At 73.9% G+C, this 18,058-nt stretch carries 19 protein-coding genes; 10 read left to right on the top strand and 9 right to left on the bottom strand.

Features of this window, described 5'->3' with window-relative positions:
* The first annotated feature begins 111 nt into the window (after positions 1-111).
* A complete protein-coding gene (locus ACZ6D7_RS21175; protein ID WP_469492608.1) occupies positions 112-651 on the top strand; it encodes a hypothetical protein in 540 nt (179 codons plus the stop codon).
* Between the two features lie 44 nt (positions 652-695).
* Here ACZ6D7_RS21175 and ACZ6D7_RS21170 read toward each other — a convergent pair whose 3' ends face one another.
* From ACZ6D7_RS21170 to ACZ6D7_RS21155, 4 genes are all read right to left on the bottom strand, one after another.
* Positions 696-1,256 (bottom strand): PadR family transcriptional regulator, encoded by a 561-nt coding sequence (locus ACZ6D7_RS21170; RefSeq protein WP_469492604.1) that lies wholly within the window; start codon positions 1,254-1,256, stop codon positions 696-698.
* Between the two features lie 31 nt (positions 1,257-1,287).
* Positions 1,288-3,303, bottom strand: a complete 2,016-nt coding sequence (locus ACZ6D7_RS21165; protein ID WP_469492601.1) for an FAD-dependent oxidoreductase — start codon at positions 3,301-3,303, stop codon at positions 1,288-1,290.
* 100 nt (positions 3,304-3,403) lie between these two features.
* Complete coding sequence (locus ACZ6D7_RS21160; RefSeq protein ID WP_469492598.1) at positions 3,404-3,772, bottom strand: hypothetical protein; 369 nt, start codon at positions 3,770-3,772, stop codon at positions 3,404-3,406.
* A gap of 103 nt (positions 3,773-3,875) precedes the next feature.
* Positions 3,876-4,760 carry a hypothetical protein gene (locus ACZ6D7_RS21155; protein WP_469492592.1) on the bottom strand — a complete coding sequence of 295 codons (885 nt, stop codon included), beginning with the start codon at positions 4,758-4,760 and terminating at the stop codon, positions 3,876-3,878.
* Between the two features lie 248 nt (positions 4,761-5,008).
* Here ACZ6D7_RS21155 and ACZ6D7_RS21150 point away from each other — a divergent pair, with 248 nt between their 5' ends.
* Both ACZ6D7_RS21150 and ACZ6D7_RS21145 read left to right on the top strand, forming a co-directional pair.
* On the top strand, positions 5,009-7,069 hold the full coding sequence (locus ACZ6D7_RS21150) for a SpoIIE family protein phosphatase (RefSeq protein ID WP_469492589.1): 2,061 nt from the start codon (positions 5,009-5,011) through the stop codon (positions 7,067-7,069).
* 118 nt (positions 7,070-7,187) lie between these two features.
* A complete protein-coding gene (locus tag ACZ6D7_RS21145) occupies positions 7,188-7,895 on the top strand; it encodes a hypothetical protein (protein WP_469492587.1) in 708 nt (235 codons plus the stop codon).
* Here ACZ6D7_RS21145 and ACZ6D7_RS21140 read toward each other — a convergent pair.
* Positions 7,888-8,736, bottom strand: coding sequence for a putative protein N(5)-glutamine methyltransferase (locus tag ACZ6D7_RS21140; protein ID WP_469492584.1), 849 nt, complete (start codon positions 8,734-8,736; stop codon positions 7,888-7,890). The genes ACZ6D7_RS21145 and ACZ6D7_RS21140 overlap by 8 nt on opposite strands.
* Positions 8,737-8,959: 223 nt before the next feature.
* Here ACZ6D7_RS21140 and ACZ6D7_RS21135 point away from each other — a divergent pair, with 223 nt between their 5' ends.
* Complete coding sequence (locus ACZ6D7_RS21135; protein ID WP_469492581.1) at positions 8,960-9,424, top strand: MarR family winged helix-turn-helix transcriptional regulator; 465 nt, start codon at positions 8,960-8,962, stop codon at positions 9,422-9,424.
* Here ACZ6D7_RS21135 and ACZ6D7_RS21130 read toward each other — a convergent pair.
* From ACZ6D7_RS21130 to ACZ6D7_RS21120, 3 genes are all read right to left on the bottom strand, one after another.
* The gene (locus ACZ6D7_RS21130) at positions 9,408-9,965 is read right to left on the bottom strand and encodes a hypothetical protein (RefSeq protein WP_469492578.1); all 558 of its coding nucleotides are present in this window, start codon (positions 9,963-9,965) and stop codon (positions 9,408-9,410) included. The genes ACZ6D7_RS21135 and ACZ6D7_RS21130 overlap by 17 nt on opposite strands.
* Before the next feature lie 111 nt (positions 9,966-10,076).
* On the bottom strand, positions 10,077-10,799 hold the full coding sequence (locus ACZ6D7_RS21125) for a GNAT family N-acetyltransferase (RefSeq protein WP_469492575.1): 723 nt from the start codon (positions 10,797-10,799) through the stop codon (positions 10,077-10,079).
* Entirely contained in the window at positions 10,796-11,728 is a 933-nt protein-coding gene (locus tag ACZ6D7_RS21120) for an NADP-dependent oxidoreductase (RefSeq protein ID WP_469492572.1), read from the bottom strand. Before ACZ6D7_RS21120 ends, ACZ6D7_RS21125 begins: the two co-directional genes overlap by 4 nt.
* A gap of 169 nt (positions 11,729-11,897) precedes the next feature.
* On the opposite strand from ACZ6D7_RS21120, the gene ACZ6D7_RS21115 reads away from it, so the two are divergent.
* The 6 genes from ACZ6D7_RS21115 (at position 11,898) to ACZ6D7_RS21090 (ending at position 17,311) form a co-directional block, all read left to right on the top strand.
* Positions 11,898-12,503, top strand: a complete 606-nt coding sequence (locus ACZ6D7_RS21115) for a sulfite oxidase-like oxidoreductase (protein ID WP_469492570.1) — start codon at positions 11,898-11,900, stop codon at positions 12,501-12,503.
* Positions 12,496-13,269: a ferredoxin reductase gene (locus ACZ6D7_RS21110; protein ID WP_469492567.1), complete on the top strand. Its 774-nt coding sequence runs from the start codon at positions 12,496-12,498 to the stop codon at positions 13,267-13,269. Before ACZ6D7_RS21115 ends, ACZ6D7_RS21110 begins: the two co-directional genes overlap by 8 nt.
* A gap of 146 nt (positions 13,270-13,415) precedes the next feature.
* Positions 13,416-14,003, top strand: a complete 588-nt coding sequence (locus ACZ6D7_RS21105; RefSeq protein ID WP_469492564.1) for an Rv1733c family protein — start codon at positions 13,416-13,418, stop codon at positions 14,001-14,003.
* Between the two features lie 154 nt (positions 14,004-14,157).
* Positions 14,158-15,126, top strand: coding sequence for an acetylxylan esterase (locus ACZ6D7_RS21100; protein WP_469492562.1), 969 nt, complete (start codon positions 14,158-14,160; stop codon positions 15,124-15,126).
* Positions 15,127-15,238: 112 nt separating this feature from the next.
* A complete protein-coding gene (locus ACZ6D7_RS21095; RefSeq protein ID WP_469492560.1) occupies positions 15,239-16,405 on the top strand; it encodes a serine hydrolase domain-containing protein in 1,167 nt (388 codons plus the stop codon).
* A 69-nt stretch (positions 16,406-16,474) separates the two neighbouring features.
* Positions 16,475-17,311, top strand: a complete 837-nt coding sequence (locus ACZ6D7_RS21090) for an alpha/beta hydrolase (RefSeq protein ID WP_469492557.1) — start codon at positions 16,475-16,477, stop codon at positions 17,309-17,311.
* On the opposite strand, the gene ACZ6D7_RS21085 is transcribed toward ACZ6D7_RS21090, so the two are convergent.
* Positions 17,308-18,054 (bottom strand): class I SAM-dependent methyltransferase, encoded by a 747-nt coding sequence (locus ACZ6D7_RS21085; protein WP_469492554.1) that lies wholly within the window; start codon positions 18,052-18,054, stop codon positions 17,308-17,310. The genes ACZ6D7_RS21090 and ACZ6D7_RS21085 overlap by 4 nt on opposite strands.
* Between the last annotated feature and the right edge of the window lie 4 nt (positions 18,055-18,058).

Raw genomic sequence — 18,058 nt, 5'->3', positions numbered from 1 at the left:
CATGCGGGACCGGCGCGGGGCGCGTTGGCTGCGTCTGAGGCAGCACGGGCGTACCCAACCCCTCGGCGGCGCAAGGGATGTACCGCCAACCGTGCCGCCGGAGGACATCCGATGCGCACTTCCCGTTTCCTCGTCGTCCGCTCAGGACTGACCCTGGCAGCAGTCGCCGCGCTGCCGCTCGCCACCACCGTCCAGCCGGCCTCCGCGGTCTCCGGCATCTCCGTCAGCACCACCGGCTCCACGGTGTCGGTGGTGACCGGCGCCTGCACGCTGATCAACGGCAGCTGGGGCACCGCGTCCCTGCTCAACAGCGGCCAGGCGAACTTCTCCCAGGGGCGGCAGGTGGCACTGTCGGGGACGACCGTCAGCCAGTCCGCCGCCTGGTCGAACGTCTCCCCCGGCACGTACACCGTGGTCGTCGTGTGCTCCAACGGGAACACGGCGGGCACCCAGTCCGTGATCGTGTCCGCCCCCTCGACCCCGACGATCCGCGCGACGGCCTCGCCCTCGCGCGGGGTCATGGGCGGACTCGGCGGCGCGGCCCGCGACGCCGGCCCCGTCACCATGGCGGTGGGCGGCGCGCTGGTGGGCACCGGCGTGATCGGCGCGGCCTGGTTCCTCCGCCGACGCTCCAAGCCGCACCGGCTCTAGGACGACAGGAACCGACAACGGACCGACAACGGACCTGACAGGCCCTACGGCATCCGCCCGGTGTCCGGGTCCTCCACCACCGGCAGCTCTTCCAGGGCCTCGGTGAGCCACTGGGTCCAGAAGGTCTCCAGTTCGATGCCCGCGCGCAGGACCAGATGCTGGAGCCTGGCCTGCGCGCTGTGCTCGCCGGGCGGGAAGTCGCGCTTCTCGATCTCCTCGTACTCGGCCAACTGCCGCCGGTGCAGGTCGAGATGGCGGTGCAGGTCGGCCTCGAGCCCCGCGGTGCCGACGACCGCGGCAGCGCGCAGCCGCAGCAGCATGGCGTCGCGGTGCGGCTTGGGGTCGTGGGACGCGGCCGTCCACCGCGCCAGTTCGGCACGGCCCGCGGGCAGGACCTCGTAGCTCTTCTTCTGCCCGCGGGTGGGCTGTGCGGCCGGCAGGGCGCGGATCTGGCCCTTGGCCTCAAGTCTTCCCAGCTCGCGATAGATCTGCTGGTGCGTCGCCGACCAGAAGTAACCGATCGACTTGTCGAACCGGCGGGTCAGATCCAGCCCCGACGACGGCTTCTCGAGCAGGGCGGTGAGGATCGCGTGCGGGAGTGACATGGGGTCATCCTAGGGACGGCGGGAACCTCCTCTAGAGGGCGGCCGCGACCTCGGTGCCCTGCTGGATGGCGCGCTTGGCGTCCAGTTCGGCGGCCACGTCGGCGCCGCCGACGAGGTGCGCGCTCGTGCCCGCGGCGACCAGCTCCTCGTACAGGTCGCGGCGCGGGTCCTGGCCGGTGCAGAGCACGATGGTGTCGACCGCCAGGACCGTGCTCTCCTCGCCGACGGTGACGTGCAGGCCGGCGTCGTCGATCCGGTCGTAGCGCACGCCCGGGACCATGGTCACGCCGCGGTGCTTGAGTTCGGTGCGGTGGATCCAGCCGGTGGTCTTGCCGAGGCCCGCGCCGACCTTGGTGGTCTTGCGCTGGAGGAGGTGGACCGTGCGCGGCGGGGCGGGGCGCTCGGGGGCGGCGAGGCCGCCGGGGCCCGTGTAGTCCATGTCGACGCCCCACTGGCGGAAGTACGTCGCCGGGTCCTCGCTCGCCTTGTCGCCGCCGTCGGTGAGGAACTCGGCCACGTCGAAGCCGATGCCGCCCGCGCCGAGGATCGCGACCCGGTCGCCGACGGACGCGCCGTCGCGCAGCACGTCGAGGTAGCCGACGACGCTCGGGTGGTCGACGCCGGGGATGTCGGGGGTGCGCGGGGTGACGCCGGTGGCGACGACGGCCTCGTCGTAGCCCGTGAGGTCGCCCGCCGTGACGAAGGTGTTCAGCCGTACGTCCACGCCGTGCGCGTCGAGCTGGTGGCGGAAGTAGCGCAGCGTCTCGTCGAACTCCTGCTTGCCCGGGACCCGGCGGGCGACGTTGAGCTGGCCGCCGATCTCGCCCGCGGCGTCGAACAGGGTGACGTCGTGGCCGCGTTCGGCCGCCGAGACCGCGCAGGCGAGTCCGGCGGGGCCGGCGCCGACGACCGCCACCCGCTTGCGCCGCCGGGTCGGGGACAGGACCAGCTCGGTCTCGTGGCAGGCGCGCGGGTTGACCAGGCAGGAGGTGATCTTCCCGCTGAAGGTGTGGTCGAGGCAGGCCTGGTTGCAGCCGATGCAGGTGTTGATGGCCTCGGGGGTGCCGGCGGCGGCCTTGTTCACGAAGTCGGGGTCGGCCAGCATCGGACGGGCCATCGAGATCATGTCCGCGCATCCGTCGGCGAGCAGCCGCTCGGCGAGTTCGGGGGTGTTGATGCGGTTCGTCGTCACGAGCGGCACGGAGACCGCGCCCATCAGCTTCTTGGTGACCCAGGTGTAGGCGCCGCGCGGCACGGAGGTGGCGATGGTGGGGATGCGGGCCTCGTGCCAGCCGATGCCGGTGTTGATGATCGTCGCCCCGGCCGCCTCGACGGCCCGGGCGAGGGTGACGACCTCGTCGAGCGTGGAGCCGCCGGGTATCAGGTCCAGCATGGACAGCCGGTAGACGACGATGAAGTCCTCGCCGACCGCCTCGCGCACCCGGCGCACGATCTCCACGGGGAAGCGCATGCGGTTCTCGTAGGAGCCGCCCCAGCGGTCGGTGCGGTGGTTGGTCGGGGCCGCGATGAACTCGTTGATCAGGTAGCCCTCGGAGCCCATGATCTCGACGCCGTCGTAGCCGGCCTGCCGGGCGAGGCGGGCGGCGCGGGCGTAGTCGTCGATGGTGCGCTCGATGTCGGCGTCGGTCAGCTCACGGGGCGGGTAGGGGCTGATCGGAGCCTGGAGCGGACTGGGGGCGACCAGGTCCGGGTGGTAGGCGTACCGCCCGACGTGCAGGATCTGCATCGCGATGCGGCCGCCCTCGCGGTGCACGGCGTCGGTGATCTCGCGGTGCTGCTCGGCCTCCGCGTCGGTGGTGAGCTTGGCGCCGCCGGGGTAGGGGCGGCCCTCGTCGTTGGGGGCGATGCCGCCGGTGACGATCAGGCCCACTCCCCCGCGGGCGCGGGCGGCGTAGAACTCCGCCATGCGCGCGAAGCCGCGGTCGGCCTCCTCCAGGCCGACGTGCATCGAGCCCATCAGGACGCGGTTGGGCAGCGTGGTGAAGCCCAGGTCGAGCGGGCTCAGCAGGTGCGGGTATCGACTCATGGAGGCCTCCGTGCGCGGCGTTGGTCGCCTCCAGTTCTAGAGGACCGCGCACGGGTTGTGCAACTAGTTGCACAATCGGGGAGGGGTTCTGTGCCGCAGGTCACCGACTTTCGAGCAGGACATGCAGCTCGCGCTCCTGGTCCCCGGAGGCGGAGGCGAGGTCGCGCACCGCGAACAGGGAGTCCAGCGTGGAGCGCAGCCGCTCGATCGCCCAGTAGCCGCCCTGCGCGTCGGCCTCCACGGAGGACGAGAGCCGGGCGGGCGGCGGGCACGAGCGGGCGTCGGTGACCTCGAACGTGCCGAGCCACACCATCGGCCGGGTCGCATGGAGCTGCTGCGGCACCTCGTCGGGGCGCCGGTCGGACTCGAAGCACGTGTTCAGCGCGTCGAACACGATCCGGGCGTCCTCCTTGCTGCATCCACTGATCTCGAGGGATACGGGTTCCTCGTGCAGACGCTCACGGCTCATCGTGATCGCTCCTCTCCTGGCGGTGGCGCGGCCGTGCGGGTTCCCCGCGAACCGCGCCACAACCCCAGATAAGCACCACTGGCCCCGGGGGACCAGCGAGGGCTCAGCTCTGTGTGAAGCGGTACGTCTTGCTGTCCGTCAGCACGCAGAAGCCGGGCGAGAGGACGATCACGCGCAGGGTGCCGGTGCGGCGGTCGTAGTCGATGCCCTCCGTCTCGAAGGTGCCCGAGCAGGAGCTGCGCAGCGGGAGTTGGCGCAGGGCGGTGACATGGCCGGTGACGTCGGAGGTGCCGTTCGGCTCGGCGGAGAGGTCGATCTTCAGGAGCGGCTTGGTCATGCCGAAGAGGGTGCCCGCCGGGTCGTCGGAGGAGCACAGCAGGGTGGTCGGGCCGGTGAAGTCGCAGCCCTGGACATCGCGCACGGCGTGGTCGAGGCGGACCGTCGAGACCTGCGGCAGGTTCGCCGAGGGCGAGGTGCTCGCGTTGGCGCCGGGGGTCGGGAAGACCTGGAAGCGGGTCATGGTGCCCCACTCGCCCGCCAGCATCCACCGGCTGTTCGGCGTGATCGCCACCCAGGAGTTGTTCAGGGCCTCGCCCGAGTCCAGCGCGTGGACGTACTCCGACCAGGCGCCGCCCGGTGCCTGCACCCGGAACATCTTCGCGCCGGCCGAGTCGCTCTGGTACGGCTCTACGTAGTAGCCGTCGTAGGAGGCGTCCGGGTCGCCGACGTGGTTCCAGCCCCGGGTCGACACGGAGAGCGGGATGGTGCCGATGCCGGTGTAGCGGTTGGCGCTGTTCGCCGGGACCTCGACCGAGGTCAGGCCCTGGCTCTCGGTCAGCGGGTCGGCGCGGTCGGAGCCGACCTCGGTCCAGGTGTCGGCGGCCGCGGCGGGCTGGGCCGTGAAGAGGGCGGCCGCGGCGGCGGTGGCCAGGGCGACGAGGGTGGTGCGGACCGCGTGGCGGCGAGGCCGGGCGGGGCGCGCGGGCATGGGTCTCCTCGGTGCGCAGGGGGTGGGGGAATCGTTCGGCGGACAGTCTGGCCCCCCACTGCGGTCATGTACAGGCCAATTCGGTGGACTGGTGCGGACCTTGAGGAGAACGGCGGTCGCCGCCGTACTGGAGGAGCATGGAGAAGGGCGCCCCCCAGGCGTGGGAGAAAAGGGTTGGGCACGGTAGAACAGGGGGAGTCGGCACGGGGGACGACGTGCCGCGTGGAGGTGCGGAGGCGGTGCGTGGCATGAGTGCAGCCGGATCGTCGGCGGCCCAGGGCGGTGGCCCGACCGGGCCCAGCGGGCTCCTCGACGTGCTGAAACTGGCCTCGGTGGTGCTGGACACCGAAGGCCGCATCGTGCTGTGGAGCCCCATGGCCGAGGAGCTGTTCGGCTACTCGGCACCGGAGGCGCTCGGGCATTACGCGGCGCGGGTGATGGTCGACGAGCGGCATGTCGAGCTGGTCGTGAAGCTCTTCGCGGACGTCATGGCGACCGGCCAGAGCTGGGCGGGCGCGTTCCCCATCCGGCGCAAGGACGGCACCACGCGGCTGGTGGAGTTCCGCAACATGCGGCTGGTCAACGACCGGGGCGAGGTCTTCGCCCTGGGCCTGGCCGCGGACCAGTCGACACTGCGCCGGCTGGAGCGGGACGTGGCGCTGTCGACCCGGATGGTCGCGCAGTCCCCCATCGGGCTGGCCGTCCTGGACACGGAGCTGCGGTACGTCTCGGTCAACCCCGCGCTGGAGCGGATCAACGGCGTGCCGGCCGAGGAGCATCTCGGCCGCCGGGTCGCCGACGTGCTCCCGGAGGTGGACGCGGCCGCCCTGGAGGCGGCGCTGCGCGAGGTGCTGCGCACCGGGACGCCCCTGATCGACCAGTCGACGGTGGGCCGTACCCCCGCGGATCCGGACGAGGACCACGCCTGGTCGCTGTCGCTGTACCGGCTGGAGGACGCCCGCGGCACCGTGCTGGGCGTGGCCGCCTCGGTCGTCGACATCACCGAGCAGTACCGGGCGGGCGTCGAGGCCGAGGCGGCCCGGCGCCGGCTCGCCCTGATCGCGGACGCCTCGGCCCGGATCGGCACCACCCTGGACCTGGAGCGCACCGCCCGGGAGCTGGCCGACGTCGCCGTGCCGGAGCTGGCGGACGTGGCCGCCGTCGACCTGCTCGACGCGGTGGTGGCGGGCCGGCCGACCAATCTGGGGCCCGCCGAGGCGGCCGTGATCCGGGCTCTGGCGGTACGGGCGTACAACGCGCCCGACGCGCTGGCCGCCGCCGATCCGCCCGGGCAGGTCGCCCACTACGGGCCGGACCGGCTCGTCACCGAGTGCGTGCGCACCGGCCGTCCGGTGATGCTCGCGGAGGTCAAGGCCGACGACTTCGCGCGCATCGCCCGCTCCGCCGAGTCGGCCGAGGCGCTGGCCCGGGCGGGCGTGCACTCCTATCTGGCGGTGCCGCTCATCGCCCGGGGCGAGGTGCTCGGCGCCCTCGACCTCAAGCGCATCCACCATCCGCTCCCCTTCGGCCGCGACGACCTGCTGCTCGCCCGGGAGCTGGCGGCCCGCGCGGCCGTGCAGATCGACAACGCCCGCTGGTACCAGAACGCCCGCACCACGGCCCTCACCCTCCAGCGCAGCCTGCTGCCCAGCCACCCGCCGGTGACCGGCGGCCTCGAGGTCGCCTCCCGCTACCAGCCCGCCGGGGCCACCACCGAGGTCGGCGGCGACTGGTTCGACGTCATCCCGCTGGAGGACGGCAAGACGGCGCTGGTCGTCGGCGACGTGATGGGCAGCGGGATCGACGCCGCCGCCACGATGGGCCGGCTGCGCACCGCGACGACCACGCTGGCCTCCCTCGACCTCGACCCGGCGGTGCTCCTGGAGCACCTCGACCGGATCACCCAGGGCCTGGACCACTCCATCGCCACCTGTGTGTACGTCGTCCACGACCCCCGGCTGGGCAGGTGCCGGATCGCCAACGCGGGGCATCTGCCGCCGGCCCGAGTGCGTCCCGGGCACCCGCCTGAGCTGCTCGACCTGCCGACGGGCGCGCCGCTGGGGGTGGGCGGGGTGGCGTTCTCCACGACCGAGGTCGACCTGGCGCCCGGTGAACAGCTGGTGCTGTACACGGACGGCCTCGTGGAGACCCGCCGGCACTCCCTCGACGAGCGGCTGGACGCGCTGCTCGCGCTGCTCGACGACCCGGCGCGCCCGCTGGAGGAACTGTGCGACCTGCTCCTCAGCTCGCTGCACCACTCCGACAACCACGACGACGTGGCGCTGCTGGTGGCGCGGGCCCGCGGGTGACCCGGCCGTACGCCCCGATTCACAGGCATTTATTACCCGTTCCTTACCAGGGGGCTCGGACAATCACAGCCAGGACAGGTCCCAGAAGTGACAGCCGGCCGAGGAAGGGTGAGCCGTCATGCAGGAGCAGCCGGAAGAGGTCGAGGTGCTCGCGGGGCACGGCGGTGACGAACCGGACCGCGCGTCCGTGCGCACGCTGTGGCGGCGCCGGTCGGCACGCGGACGGGCGGTGATCGCGGCCACGACCGTCGCGGTGCTGGCACTCGGCGGGACGCTCGCGTACGCGGCGGCCTCGGGCGGCTCGGCCGACGGCTCGGCGTCGGCGTCCCCGTCGTCCTCCTCGTCGCCCTCGCCCTCCTCGTCGCAGGGCCCCGGCGAGCGCGGCGGGCACGGCGGGCACGGCGGTCCGTGGTTCTTCTTCGGCGGCGACGCCGTGCACGGCGAGACGACCGTGAAGGACCCCGACAGCGGCGAGTGGGTCGTGCGGGTCTGGCAGCGGGGCACGGTCGAGAAGGTGGACGGCGACCGGGTGACCCTGAAGAGCGAGGACGGCACCTCGTGGACATGGACGGTGGGCTCGGACACGCCCGTGCGCGTCGACGGCGCGGTCGGCACCGGGGCCGTCGCGCTGGTGAAGGGCGACACGGTGTACGTCGTCGGCTCCCGTTCCGGTGACACGTACACGGCCGACCGCGTGTTCTCCGGCGACCGGGGCGAGCGCGGGGACCGTGGACCGGACGGGCCGCACGGCGACTTCCCGGGGCACGGCCCGTGGGGCCGGGACGACCGCTCGCCCGACCCCACCGGCAGCGGGGCGACTACCTGACCCTGGTGCCGATCACCACATGGGCGTACAGCTCGTCGTCCTCGGCGAGCCGGGTCGTCAGACCGGCGCGGGTGAAGGCCGCGACGGCGTCGGGCGCCTGGCGTTCGCTGGTCTCGACGAGGAGGACTCCGCCGGGCGCGAGCCAGTGCGGGGCCTCGGCGGCGACCCGGCGCAGCACGTCCAGTCCGTCGCCCCCGCCGTCGAGCGCGGAGAGCGGCTCGTGGTCCCGGGCCTCGGCGGGCAGCAGGGGGACCTCGTCGGTGGGGACGTAGGGCACGTTGGCGGCCAGGATGTCGACGCGGCCGCGCAGCCGGACGGGAAGTGCCGCGAACAGGTCCCCCTCGTGGGCGTGTCCGCCGTGGGCGGCGAGGTTGCGGCGGGCGCAGCGCACCGCCGCCGGGGCGATGTCCGCCGCGTGCAGTTCGACCGGGCCGAGCGCCGCGGCGAGGGCCGCGCCGACCGCGCCCGAGCCGCAGCACAGGTCCACGACGACGGACGCGTCCGGTGCGTGCGCGAGCGCCTGGTCGACCAGGAACTCGGTGCGGCGGCGGGGGACGAAGACGCCCGGTTCGACGGCGATGCGCAGCCCGTGGAACTCGGCCCAGCCGACGACGAGTTCGAGCGGCAGCCCGCGGACGCGGCGCTCCACCATGGCGTCGCGTTCGCCGGACGTGCGGGCGGTGGCCAGGATCAGGTCCGCCTCGTCCTCGGCGAAGACGCACCCGGCGGCGCGCAGCGCGGCGATGACGGCGTCACGCGACGCGGACGGAGAGGCGTAGGAAGAGGAGACAGGGGAGGAGGGAGAGTCGGCGGACGAGCCGGCAGGAGAGAGGGAAGGCATGGAGAGAGCCGAGGGCCTTTCGGGAAGTCGAAGGGCGCTCATGCGGTCGCCTACGGGCGGCGATCCGCGCCGTCCCGAGGTGAGAGCACCCGACCTGACACTGCGGTAATGGGTCTCACCTCCTCGGCGCACACGGCCGGGAGCATCCACGGCCGGGCGATCACCCTACCGCACCTCGCCCGCCCGAGTTGTACTATGCAACCAGAAACGTGAGGGAGATCCCGTGGAAGCAGCCGAGGCCGTGGAGACCATCCAGCGGGAGATGACGAGCTTCGCCCGGCGGGCTCGTGCCTCGGCCGGGCGGCTGCACCCCGAGCTGTCGCTGGTGTCGTACACACTCCTCGGGCATCTGGAGGAGAGCGGCGGCTGCCGGGCCACCGATCTGGCCGCGCACTACGCCCTGGACAAGTCGACGGTGAGCCGTCAGGTCGCCGCGCTGGAGCGCGCGGGGCTGATCGAACGCCGCCTCGCCCCCGAGGACCACCGCGTCCAGCTCCTCCACCTCACCGAGGCCGGCCGCCGGATCCTCGCCCAGGTCACCGAGAGCCGCCGCGCCGCCTTCCGGGAACGGCTGGCGGACTGGCCGGCGGACGATCTGGAGCGGTTCGCGGAGTATCTGGTGCGGTACAACGCGCGGGCCGGCACCCCGGCGGGCGACGGACGGACAGGCGCTACGGCAGTCCCGTGACGCCGAGCTTGCCGGCGGCGCGTGGGGAGAACGTCATCGGGCCGGACCAGCCCTGCCGGACGGCGGCGATCTGGGAGGGGACCGGGGTCACCGGGTAGGCGCTCCCGCCGCGCGCCCAGTTCGCGAGCAGCCCCTGCGTCGTGTCGACGGCCGAGACCACCAGCGTGACCGGTGCCCCGCCGTCGCCCCAGGTGTTCCACAGGGCCCAGCCCTCGTCCCGGGGCTCGACACCGAACCGCGCGCACGCCTCGTCGTACGACTCGTCCAGGCCCGCGGGCATGGCGGAGGGCCGCAGCAGCACCACGCCGACGAGGCGGACCGTCGGCCGGTCCTCCTCGTCGGGGAGACAGCCGTCGCCGGGGAAGTGGTGGTGGCGCAGGGCGCGGGCCAGGGCGTTCACCGCGCGGTGCAGCGGCGTCGCGTCCGCCGGGTCCGGGCCGTGGGTCAGCGAGCCCTCGGCCCCGGCGGCGGCCGTGACCGCCCGGGCGAGCCGTTCGATCTCGCGGAGGTACTCGGACTCGGTCAGCTCGGGTCGGGACATGCCGGGCAGTGTGGCACCGGCGCCGCGCACCCCGGTATCGGTTTTCCTCCCCACGGCGTAGGCCCGCGCGCCCACCACCCCACCGGCCCTGCCCCGCTCCGCTCCGCTCCCCTACGGCATCGCCACCACCACCGCCTGCCTCGGCTCCGGCACCCTCGCCGCCAGGAACGCCGTGCGGCGGCGCAGGCGGAAGCCCAGGGACTCGTAGAGGCGGATGGCGCCCGTGTTGGCGGCGCCGGTGTGCAGGAAGGGGGTTTCGCCGCGTTCGCGGATGCCGTGGGCGACGGCGTGGATCAGACGGGTCGCGAGGCCCTCGCCGCGGACGGCGGGGTCGGTGCAGACCGCGCTGATCTCCCTCCAGCCGGGCGGGTGGAGCCGCTCGCCGGCCATGGCCACGAGCGCGCCGTCCCGGCGTATGCCCAGGTAGGTGCCGAGTTCGATGGTCCGGTTCGCGAAGGGGCCGGGCTGGGTCCGGGCGACCAGACCGAGCATCTCTGGCACGTCCGCGGGGCCGAGGCGAACCGCTTCCGGGTCGGGTGCGGCGGCCAGCCCGTCGTCGATGAGCTGCACGCCCTCGGCCCGGAAGGTGATCTCCCAGCCGTCGGGGACCTCGCCCCGGAAGCCGGGCAGCGGGACCTCCGCGCCGGGCCCGGCCAGCGCCGCGAGGTCGGCCCAGTCGTCGGCGTCGGGGTCGTCGGGCAGCGCCAGCCAGGGCGAGACGTCGGCCGGGTAGCGCAGGACGCGGCCCCGGCGCTCGGCGAAGTGCGCGTGCGGCCCCGTGAGGGAGGCGAGGGCGGGGTTGTCCAGGATGTGCCGGGGTGCGGTGGCGCTCATATCGCGGTGCCGATCTCGATCACGATCTTGCCGCGCACGTGCCCGTCCTCCACGGCGCGCAGCGCCTCACCGGCCCGTACGAGCGGGTAGGTCCCGGTGACGTACGGGTCCAGGTCGCCGTCGATCACGAGCCGGGCCACCGCGTCCAGGACGGCCGCGTTCCGGGCCCGTACGACGCGGGCGCCGCCCAGCCGCTCGGCCTCCTGGGCCGGGGCGCCGGCGGTGACCAGCTTCGTCCGGTCGGTGAGCAGCCCGGCCGCCCGGGCCAGGACCTCGCCGCCGACCAGGTCGTAGACCCCGTCGACGCCGTCGGGCGCGGCCGCGCGGGCCCGCTCGTCCCATCCGGGTCCCGACGGGACGTGCACCGCGCCCAGCGACTCCACGAAGTCCCTCTTGCCCGGGCTCGCGACCCCGACGGTGCGCAGCCCGAAGGCCTTCGCGATCTGCGCGGCCGCCGAGCCGACCCCGCCGCCCGCGCCGGTGACCAGCAGGGTCGCCCCGGCGGGCAGTCCGAGCTGGCGCACACCGTCGTAGGCGGTCGCGGCGGCGACGGGCAGGGTGGCGGCATCGGCGAAGGACAGTGCGGCCGGCTTGTGCGCGGTCACCTCGGCGGGCAGCAGGGCGTACTCGGCGTAGCCGCCGGCGACCGTGGTGCCGAAGACCTCGTCCCCGGCGGCGAACCCCTCGACGCCGGGCCCGGTCTCCTCGACGACACCGGACACCTCGTTGCCGAGCACGGCGGGGAAGTCGCGCTCGCCGCTCTCGCCGGGGCGCCGGTAGCCCGTGCGCTGCTTCCAGTCGACGGGGTTCACGCCCGCCGCGCGGACGGCCACCAGGAGCTGACCGGGGCCCGGACGGGGCCGGTCCACGTCGACGAGCGCCTCGGTCTCCGGGCCGCCGTACCGGGTGAAGACGTACGCCTTGGGCATCTGTTTCCTCACTCTCCTCGTCCTGCCACCGGAGCACCGACCCCGGCACCGATGCCCAAGGAGCAACGCGGAACAGCTATTCCCGGGCTCGTGGGTAGTTCATACGGCCGCAACGATCGGGGTGCTGACCAGGGACGGAGCACATCCGGCGACCCCGTACCGTGGAAGCATGAATGTCACCCGAGACTTCACCGGACGTCCGCGCGCCCACCACCCAGGGCTCCCGCCGGGCCAGTACGACGCGGGCGACGACTGGCCGGTGCTCTCCGCCGAGGTCACCCCCGACCTCGCGCCCGCCGACTGGACCTTCCGGGTCGACGGGCTGGTCGCGGAGCCCCGCACCTGGGACTGGGACGAGGCGCACGCGCTGCCGGAGTCCGCCTACGAGGGCGACATCCACTGCGTGACCAGCTGGTCGAAGTTCGGGGTGCGGTTCGGGGGCGTGTCGCTGGACGCGTTCCTGGCGGCCGTACGGCCCGAGGCGGCCGCGACGCACGCGGTGGCCTACTCGCACACCGGGTACACCGCGAACCTGCCGCTCGCGGACCTCACCGGCGGGCGGGCCTGGATCGCCTGGGAGTACGAGGGCGAGCCGCTGGCGCCCGAGCACGGCGGCCCGGCGCGGCTGCTGGTGCCGCACCTGTACTTCTGGAAGAGCGCCAAGTGGATCGCGGGGCTGCGGCTGCTGGACCACGACGAGCCCGGGTTCTGGGAGCAGAACGGCTACCACGAGCGCGGCAACCCCTGGGAGGAGCAGAGGTACTCCGGTGACTGACACCTTCACCTCCCCGGCGGCCTTCACTCCCCCGACGCGGTTCGCCGTGCCCGGCCGGATCGCCGTCGGCAACCAGACCGCCGCCGTCTGGCGGACGGCTACGCTCACCGAGATCCGCCGCGAGACCCCGCACGCGGCCACCTTCCGTTTCGCGGTGCCGGCCTGGGCGGGGCACCTGCCCGGCCAGCACCTGATGCTGCGGCTGACCGCCGCGGACGGCTACACCGCCCAGCGGCACTACTCGATCGCCTCCGCGCCCGACGAGAGCGGGCACATCGAGCTGACCCTGGACCACGTGGCCGACGGCGAGGTCTCGGGCTGGTTCCACACGGTGGCGCGGCCCGGCGACCGGGTCGAGGTGCGCGGCCCGCTCAGCGGCTTCTTCGCCTGGCCCGGCGACCGGCCCGCGCTGCTGGTCGGCGCCGGCTCCGGGGTCGTCCCGCTGATGTCGATGCTCCGCCACCACCGGGCGCGCGGCCTCGGTGTACCGCTGCGGCTGGTGGTGTCCGCGCGCGGCCCGGCGGAGCTGATCTACGCGGCGGAGTACGGCGCGGAGACCACGCCCGTGTTCACGCGGAGCGCGCCGGAGGGTGTGCCGGTGGGACGGCTGACGGCGGCGCATCTCGCGCCGGTGCTCGCCGAGCGGCCGGCGGGCGGCTGGGAGGCGTACGTGTGCGGCTCCAACGCGTTCGCGGAGCACGCGTCGCGGCTGCTGGTGGCGGCCGGACAGCCGGTGGACCGGATCCGGATCGAACGGTTCGGCTGACGGTCCCGGCGCGCCCCCGGCCGAGTGTCCGCCCCCTGTCCGCCCCTGAGTGCTCCCACCTGCCCCTGTATCCCCCAAATGGCGGTTGTCCTCCATTGGGGGTACCACTTTCATGTGGGGACTCGCGTGACGGCGAGGAGGTCGACATGCGGACCCGGGTACACGGCTGGCGCTGGCGGAGCAATCCGCTGCGGCGCCGGTCGGACGCGGTGGAGGCGTGGACGGCGCTGGTCGTGGCCGTGCTGCTGCTCGTCGCCGCGCCGCTGGCCGGAGCGATGGCGGGCCGGTGGGTGCACGAGGAGGCGCGGGCGGCCGCGGCCGAGCAGCGCGCCGAACGGCACAAGGTGCGGGCGGAGGTCGTCGGCCGGGTGCCCGACACGCTGCCCACGGCGGAGGGCGCCCGGGAGCAGTTGTTCCGCGTCGCGGTCCGCTGGACGCCGCCGGGCGAGCCGGCGCGCACCACGACTGCGCGGGTGCCGGCCGGCACGGACCGGGGCGACGGGGTCGATGTGTGGTTCGACCGGCAGGGGCGGAGCGTTCCGCCGCCGCAGGACCGCATGGCCGTGTGGCAGCAGACGCTGACGATGGGCGTGTCCGCGGCGGGCGGCGCGGCCGGTCTGGTCCTGCTGGGGCACGGGATCGTGCGCCGGGTCGCGATGCGGCACCGGCTGGACGAGTGGGACCGGGAGTGGGCGCGCACCGAGCCGGAGTGGACGCGCCGCCGGCCGGCCTGAGGCCGCCGGCGAAAGTCCGGCCGGCGCTCGCGGGGATCTGACAAGTGGCTCATGGGGGGTCCGGCGAGTGGCTCGCGGCGGTCTGGCGAGCGCTCGCGGGGTACACGTACGGTGTGATCATTCGTATGGCCACTTGACAAAAAGGCGGTCCTTCATGGCCCTGTTCGACCTGTCCATCGAGGAGCTGCACGAGTACCGCAGTGCGTCCACCGAGCCCCAGGATTTCGACGCGTTCTGGTCCAAGACCCTCCAGGAGGCCCACGAGCACGACCTCGACGCCCGCTTCGAGCCGGTCGACACGGGCCTGGCCACGGTCGACGTCTTCGACGTGACGTTCGCGGGGTACGGCGGCCACCCGGTGAAGGGCTGGCTGAGGGTGCCGGCCGGGGCGCGGGGACCGCTGCCCCTGGTCGTGGAGTTCATCGGGTACGGCGGAGGGCGCGGGCTGGCGCACGAGAACCTGCTGTGGGCGTCGACCGGCCGCGCCCACTTCGTCATGGACACCCGGGGCCAGGGCAGCGCCTGGGGCGGGGGCGGTGGCACCGCCGACCCGGTGGGCGGCGCGCCGTCGTTCCCCGGTTTCATGACCCGGGGCATCGACGCTCCCGAGAACTACTACTACCGGCGGGTGTTCACGGACGCGGTGCGCGCGGTCGAGGCGGCCCGGTCGCACCCGCTGGCCGACGCGAGCCGGACCGTGGCGCTCGGTGCGAGCCAGGGCGGCGGCATCGCGATCGCGGTGGGCGGTCTGGTGCCGGACCTGGTGGCGGTCGCGCCGGACGTGCCGTTCCTGTGCGACTTCCCGCGCGCGGCGACCCTGACGGACCGTCACCCCTACCGGGAGATCGGCCTGTTCCTCAAGACGCACCGCGGCCGCGCGCAGGACGCGCTGCGCACGCTCGCCTATTTCGACGGCGTCCACTTCGCCTCCCGCGGCACGGCCCCCGCGCTGTTCTCGGCGGCCCTGGAGGACCAGACCTGCCCGCCGTCGACGGTGTTCGCCGCGTTCAACGCCTGGGCCCAGGCGGACAAGGCGATCGAGGTGTACGACTTCAACGACCACGAGGGCGGCGGCCCCTACCAGGAGGCGGCCAAGGTGCGCTGGCTGCGTTCGTACGCCTGACGCGGCGCCGGCGCGGCGCGCGCCCTTCCGTCCGGTCCGACCAGTCGGTACGTTCGGCTGTGCCCGGGCCGCGGTGTGGCGGTCCGGGGTTCCGGCGGACCACGGAGGGCCCATGTCCGAGCACGTGCCACAGGTTCACGGCCACTGCGACGCGCGTTTCGCGGCGGTGCGCACCGCGTTCGAGGAGAACTTCCGGGACCGGGAGGAACTGGGCGCCGCGGTGACCGTCACGGTCGACGGCGTCACCGTGGCCGATCTGTGGGGCGGCTGGGCCGACGCGGCGCGCACCCGCCCGTGGGAGCGGGACACGCTGGTCAACGTGTGGTCGACGACGAAGGGCCCGACGGCGCTGTGCGCGCACATCCTCGCCGACCGGGGGCTGCTCGACCTCGACGCGCCGGTGGCCGCCTACTGGCCCGAGTTCGCCGCGGCGGGCAAGGAGAACGTGCTCGTACGGCATCTGCTGTCGCACCGCGCCGGGCTCGCCGGGCTGCGCGAGCCGCACACCCTGGAGCAGCTCTACGACTGGGAGCTGACCACGGCGCGGCTCGCCGCCATGGAGCCCTGGTGGGAGCCGGGCACCCGGTCCGGCTATCACGCGCTCACCTACGGCTTCCTGGTCGGGGAGGTCGTACGGCGGGTGTCGGGGCTGCTGCCGGGCGCGTTCCTGGAGCGGGAGGTGACCGGGCCGATGGGCATCGACTTCACCGTCGGGCTGCCGGATAAGGAGGCCGGGCGGGCCGCCGAGCTGGTGCATCCGCGGGCCGCGCGCTCCAGTGAACAGGCCGCCGTCTTCAGCCAGTTGGCACCCGCCGCGATCGCCGCCCTGGCCAATCCGCTGACCGGCGCCACCGATGCCAACACCCCGGCGTGGCGGGCGGCGGAGCTGCCGGCCGCCAACGGGCACGGCACCGCGCGGGCGATCGCCGCGCTGTACGGCGTCCTCGCGGGCCGGGGCTCCCACGACGGCCGACGTGTCCTGTCGGCCGAGGCGGCCGAACGGGTGCGCGAGGGGCAGGGCGCCTGCCGGGACCTGGTGCTGAGCGCCGGGTTCACCCACGAGACGGAGATCGGGCTGGGCCTCTGGCTCAGCGGGCCGAACGGCTCGTACGGGCCCAACCCGCGCGCGGTCGGCCACGACGGGTTCGGCGGCTCGTGCGGGCTGGCCGACCCGGACGCCGGGGTGTCGCTCGGGTACGTCCTGAACCGCATGGGCCCGAACATCGCGGACGACCCGCGGAAGATGGCGTTGGTCGACGCCCTGTACAGCGCGCTGTGAGCACTCCGGGTGCGGAAACCGTGCACTCTGAGTCGCGTCACGGGCCGCACCCGGTGCCAGCATCGCCGCATGACCACCACCCATGACACAGAGCGGATCGAGGCGGCCAACGCCTCCGGCCGTACGCCGGTCGTCTTCGTGCACGGCCTGTGGCTGCTGCCGAGCAGCTGGGACCGCTGGGCGGCCCTCTTCGAGCAGGCGGGGTACGCGCCGGTCACCCTGTCGTGGCCGGACGACCCGGAGACCGTCGAGGAGGCCAACGAGCATCCGGAGGTCCTCGCCGGCAAGACGGTCGGTCAGGTCGCCGACCACCTCCAGGGGCTGATCGGCCGCCTGGAGCGCAGGCCGGCGATCGTCGGCCACTCCTTCGGCGGTCTGCTGGCGCAGATCCTCGCCGGGCGGGGGCTGTCCGTCGCGACGGTGGCGATCGATCCGGCGCCGTTCCGGGGTGTGCTGCCGCTGCCGGTCTCCTCGCTGCGGGCGGCGGCGCCCGTGCTGGGCAATCCGGCCAACCGCAACCGGGCCGTACCGCTCACCTACGACCAGTTCCGGTACTCCTTCGCGAACGCGGTGGGCGAGGAGGAGGCCCGGGAGCTGTACGCGACGTTCGCCGTGCCGGCGCCGGGCGCGCCGCTGTTCCAGGCGGCGACCGCGAATCTCAACCCGTGGACGGAGGTGAAGGTCGACACCGAGAACCCGGACCGGGGCCCGCTGCTGATCCTCTCGGGCGAGAAGGACCACACCGTGCCGTGGTCGATCGCGCACGCCTCCTTCAAGCGGCAGCGGCACAACCCGGGCGTCACCGAGATCACCGAGGTCAAGGACCGCGGCCACGCGCTGACCATCGACCACGGCTGGCAGGAGGTCGCAAAGACGGCCCTGTCGTTCGTCCGGCGCTTCGTCTAGGGGGTGTCCGGCGGGGCCGCGCGGCGCGCCTCGACCATACGGACGTGTGGGCTTCCGTCGCCTCTCGTGCCGAACTCGGGCAGGGCGCGGAGGTCCACGCGGAATCCGGCGCGCTCCAGCTCGCGCCGTACCTCGCCGAGCCGGAAGGCCCGGTAGTACATCACGAACGGCGGCCGCCACACGGCGTTGCGCACCCGCATCACGGTGTCGAAGCCGAGGAGCATCCAGTAGACCGGGGAGAGCGGGCTCTGCGGGGCGACGACGGGGAACGCGAACGTGCCGCCCGGCCGCAGCACGGCGTGCACCTGGGCGAACAGTCCGGGCAGTTCGCGGGGCAGGAAGTGGCCGAACGCGCCGAAGCTGACGACGAGGTCGAAGGCGGCGGTGAACGGCAGGGCGCGGGCGTCCGCGCGCACCCAGGACACGCGCGGGCCGTCGCCATCGCCGTTGCCGTGGGCTCGGGCCTCGTCGAGCATGCCCGCGCTGAAGTCGACGCCGGTCGCACGGCGCCGGCACACCGCGGTGAGGACGTCCATGCCCGCGCCGGTGCCGCAGCACAGGTCGAGGCCGTCGTCGTAGGGACCGGACGTCAGCAGGGCGTCGGTGACCGCGTCCAGGACGGAGTCCGGGGTGCGGAACGGCGTGTGGTCGAACTTCGGGGCGAGCAGGTCGTAGCCGCGCTCGACGGACGACAGGGCCTGGACGGCGAGTTCGCGCAGGGTAGGGCCTTCGGGGCTGAACATCGGT

The organism is Streptomyces sp. NPDC041784, assembly GCF_055591025.1.
The sequence above is the reverse complement of the archived record's forward strand: the minus strand, read 5'-3'. Positions and strand labels throughout refer to the sequence as shown.

Excerpts from the sequence above, each read along its gene's own strand:
- ACZ6D7_RS21175 (WP_469492608.1), top strand. The coding sequence starts at position 112 with ATGCGCACTTCCCGTTTCCTCGTCGTCCGCTCAGGACTGACCCTGGCA.
- ACZ6D7_RS21170 (WP_469492604.1), bottom strand. The coding sequence starts at position 1,256 with ATGTCACTCCCGCACGCGATCCTCACCGCCCTGCTCGAGAAGCCGTCG.
- ACZ6D7_RS21165 (WP_469492601.1), bottom strand. The coding sequence starts at position 3,303 with ATGAGTCGATACCCGCACCTGCTGAGCCCGCTCGACCTGGGCTTCACC.
- ACZ6D7_RS21160 (WP_469492598.1), bottom strand. The coding sequence starts at position 3,772 with ATGAGCCGTGAGCGTCTGCACGAGGAACCCGTATCCCTCGAGATCAGT.
- ACZ6D7_RS21155 (WP_469492592.1), bottom strand. The coding sequence starts at position 4,760 with ATGCCCGCGCGCCCCGCCCGGCCTCGCCGCCACGCGGTCCGCACCACC.
- ACZ6D7_RS21150 (WP_469492589.1), top strand. The coding sequence starts at position 5,009 with ATGAGTGCAGCCGGATCGTCGGCGGCCCAGGGCGGTGGCCCGACCGGG.
- ACZ6D7_RS21145 (WP_469492587.1), top strand. The coding sequence starts at position 7,188 with ATGCAGGAGCAGCCGGAAGAGGTCGAGGTGCTCGCGGGGCACGGCGGT.
- ACZ6D7_RS21140 (WP_469492584.1), bottom strand. The coding sequence starts at position 8,736 with ATGCCTTCCCTCTCTCCTGCCGGCTCGTCCGCCGACTCTCCCTCCTCC.
- ACZ6D7_RS21130 (WP_469492578.1), bottom strand. The coding sequence starts at position 9,965 with ATGTCCCGACCCGAGCTGACCGAGTCCGAGTACCTCCGCGAGATCGAA.
- ACZ6D7_RS21125 (WP_469492575.1), bottom strand. The coding sequence starts at position 10,799 with ATGAGCGCCACCGCACCCCGGCACATCCTGGACAACCCCGCCCTCGCC.
- ACZ6D7_RS21120 (WP_469492572.1), bottom strand. The coding sequence starts at position 11,728 with ATGCCCAAGGCGTACGTCTTCACCCGGTACGGCGGCCCGGAGACCGAG.
- ACZ6D7_RS21115 (WP_469492570.1), top strand. The coding sequence starts at position 11,898 with ATGAATGTCACCCGAGACTTCACCGGACGTCCGCGCGCCCACCACCCA.
- ACZ6D7_RS21105 (WP_469492564.1), top strand. The coding sequence starts at position 13,416 with ATGCGGACCCGGGTACACGGCTGGCGCTGGCGGAGCAATCCGCTGCGG.
- ACZ6D7_RS21100 (WP_469492562.1), top strand. The coding sequence starts at position 14,158 with ATGGCCCTGTTCGACCTGTCCATCGAGGAGCTGCACGAGTACCGCAGT.
- ACZ6D7_RS21095 (WP_469492560.1), top strand. The coding sequence starts at position 15,239 with ATGTCCGAGCACGTGCCACAGGTTCACGGCCACTGCGACGCGCGTTTC.
- ACZ6D7_RS21090 (WP_469492557.1), top strand. The coding sequence starts at position 16,475 with ATGACCACCACCCATGACACAGAGCGGATCGAGGCGGCCAACGCCTCC.
- ACZ6D7_RS21085 (WP_469492554.1), bottom strand. The coding sequence starts at position 18,054 with ATGTTCAGCCCCGAAGGCCCTACCCTGCGCGAACTCGCCGTCCAGGCC.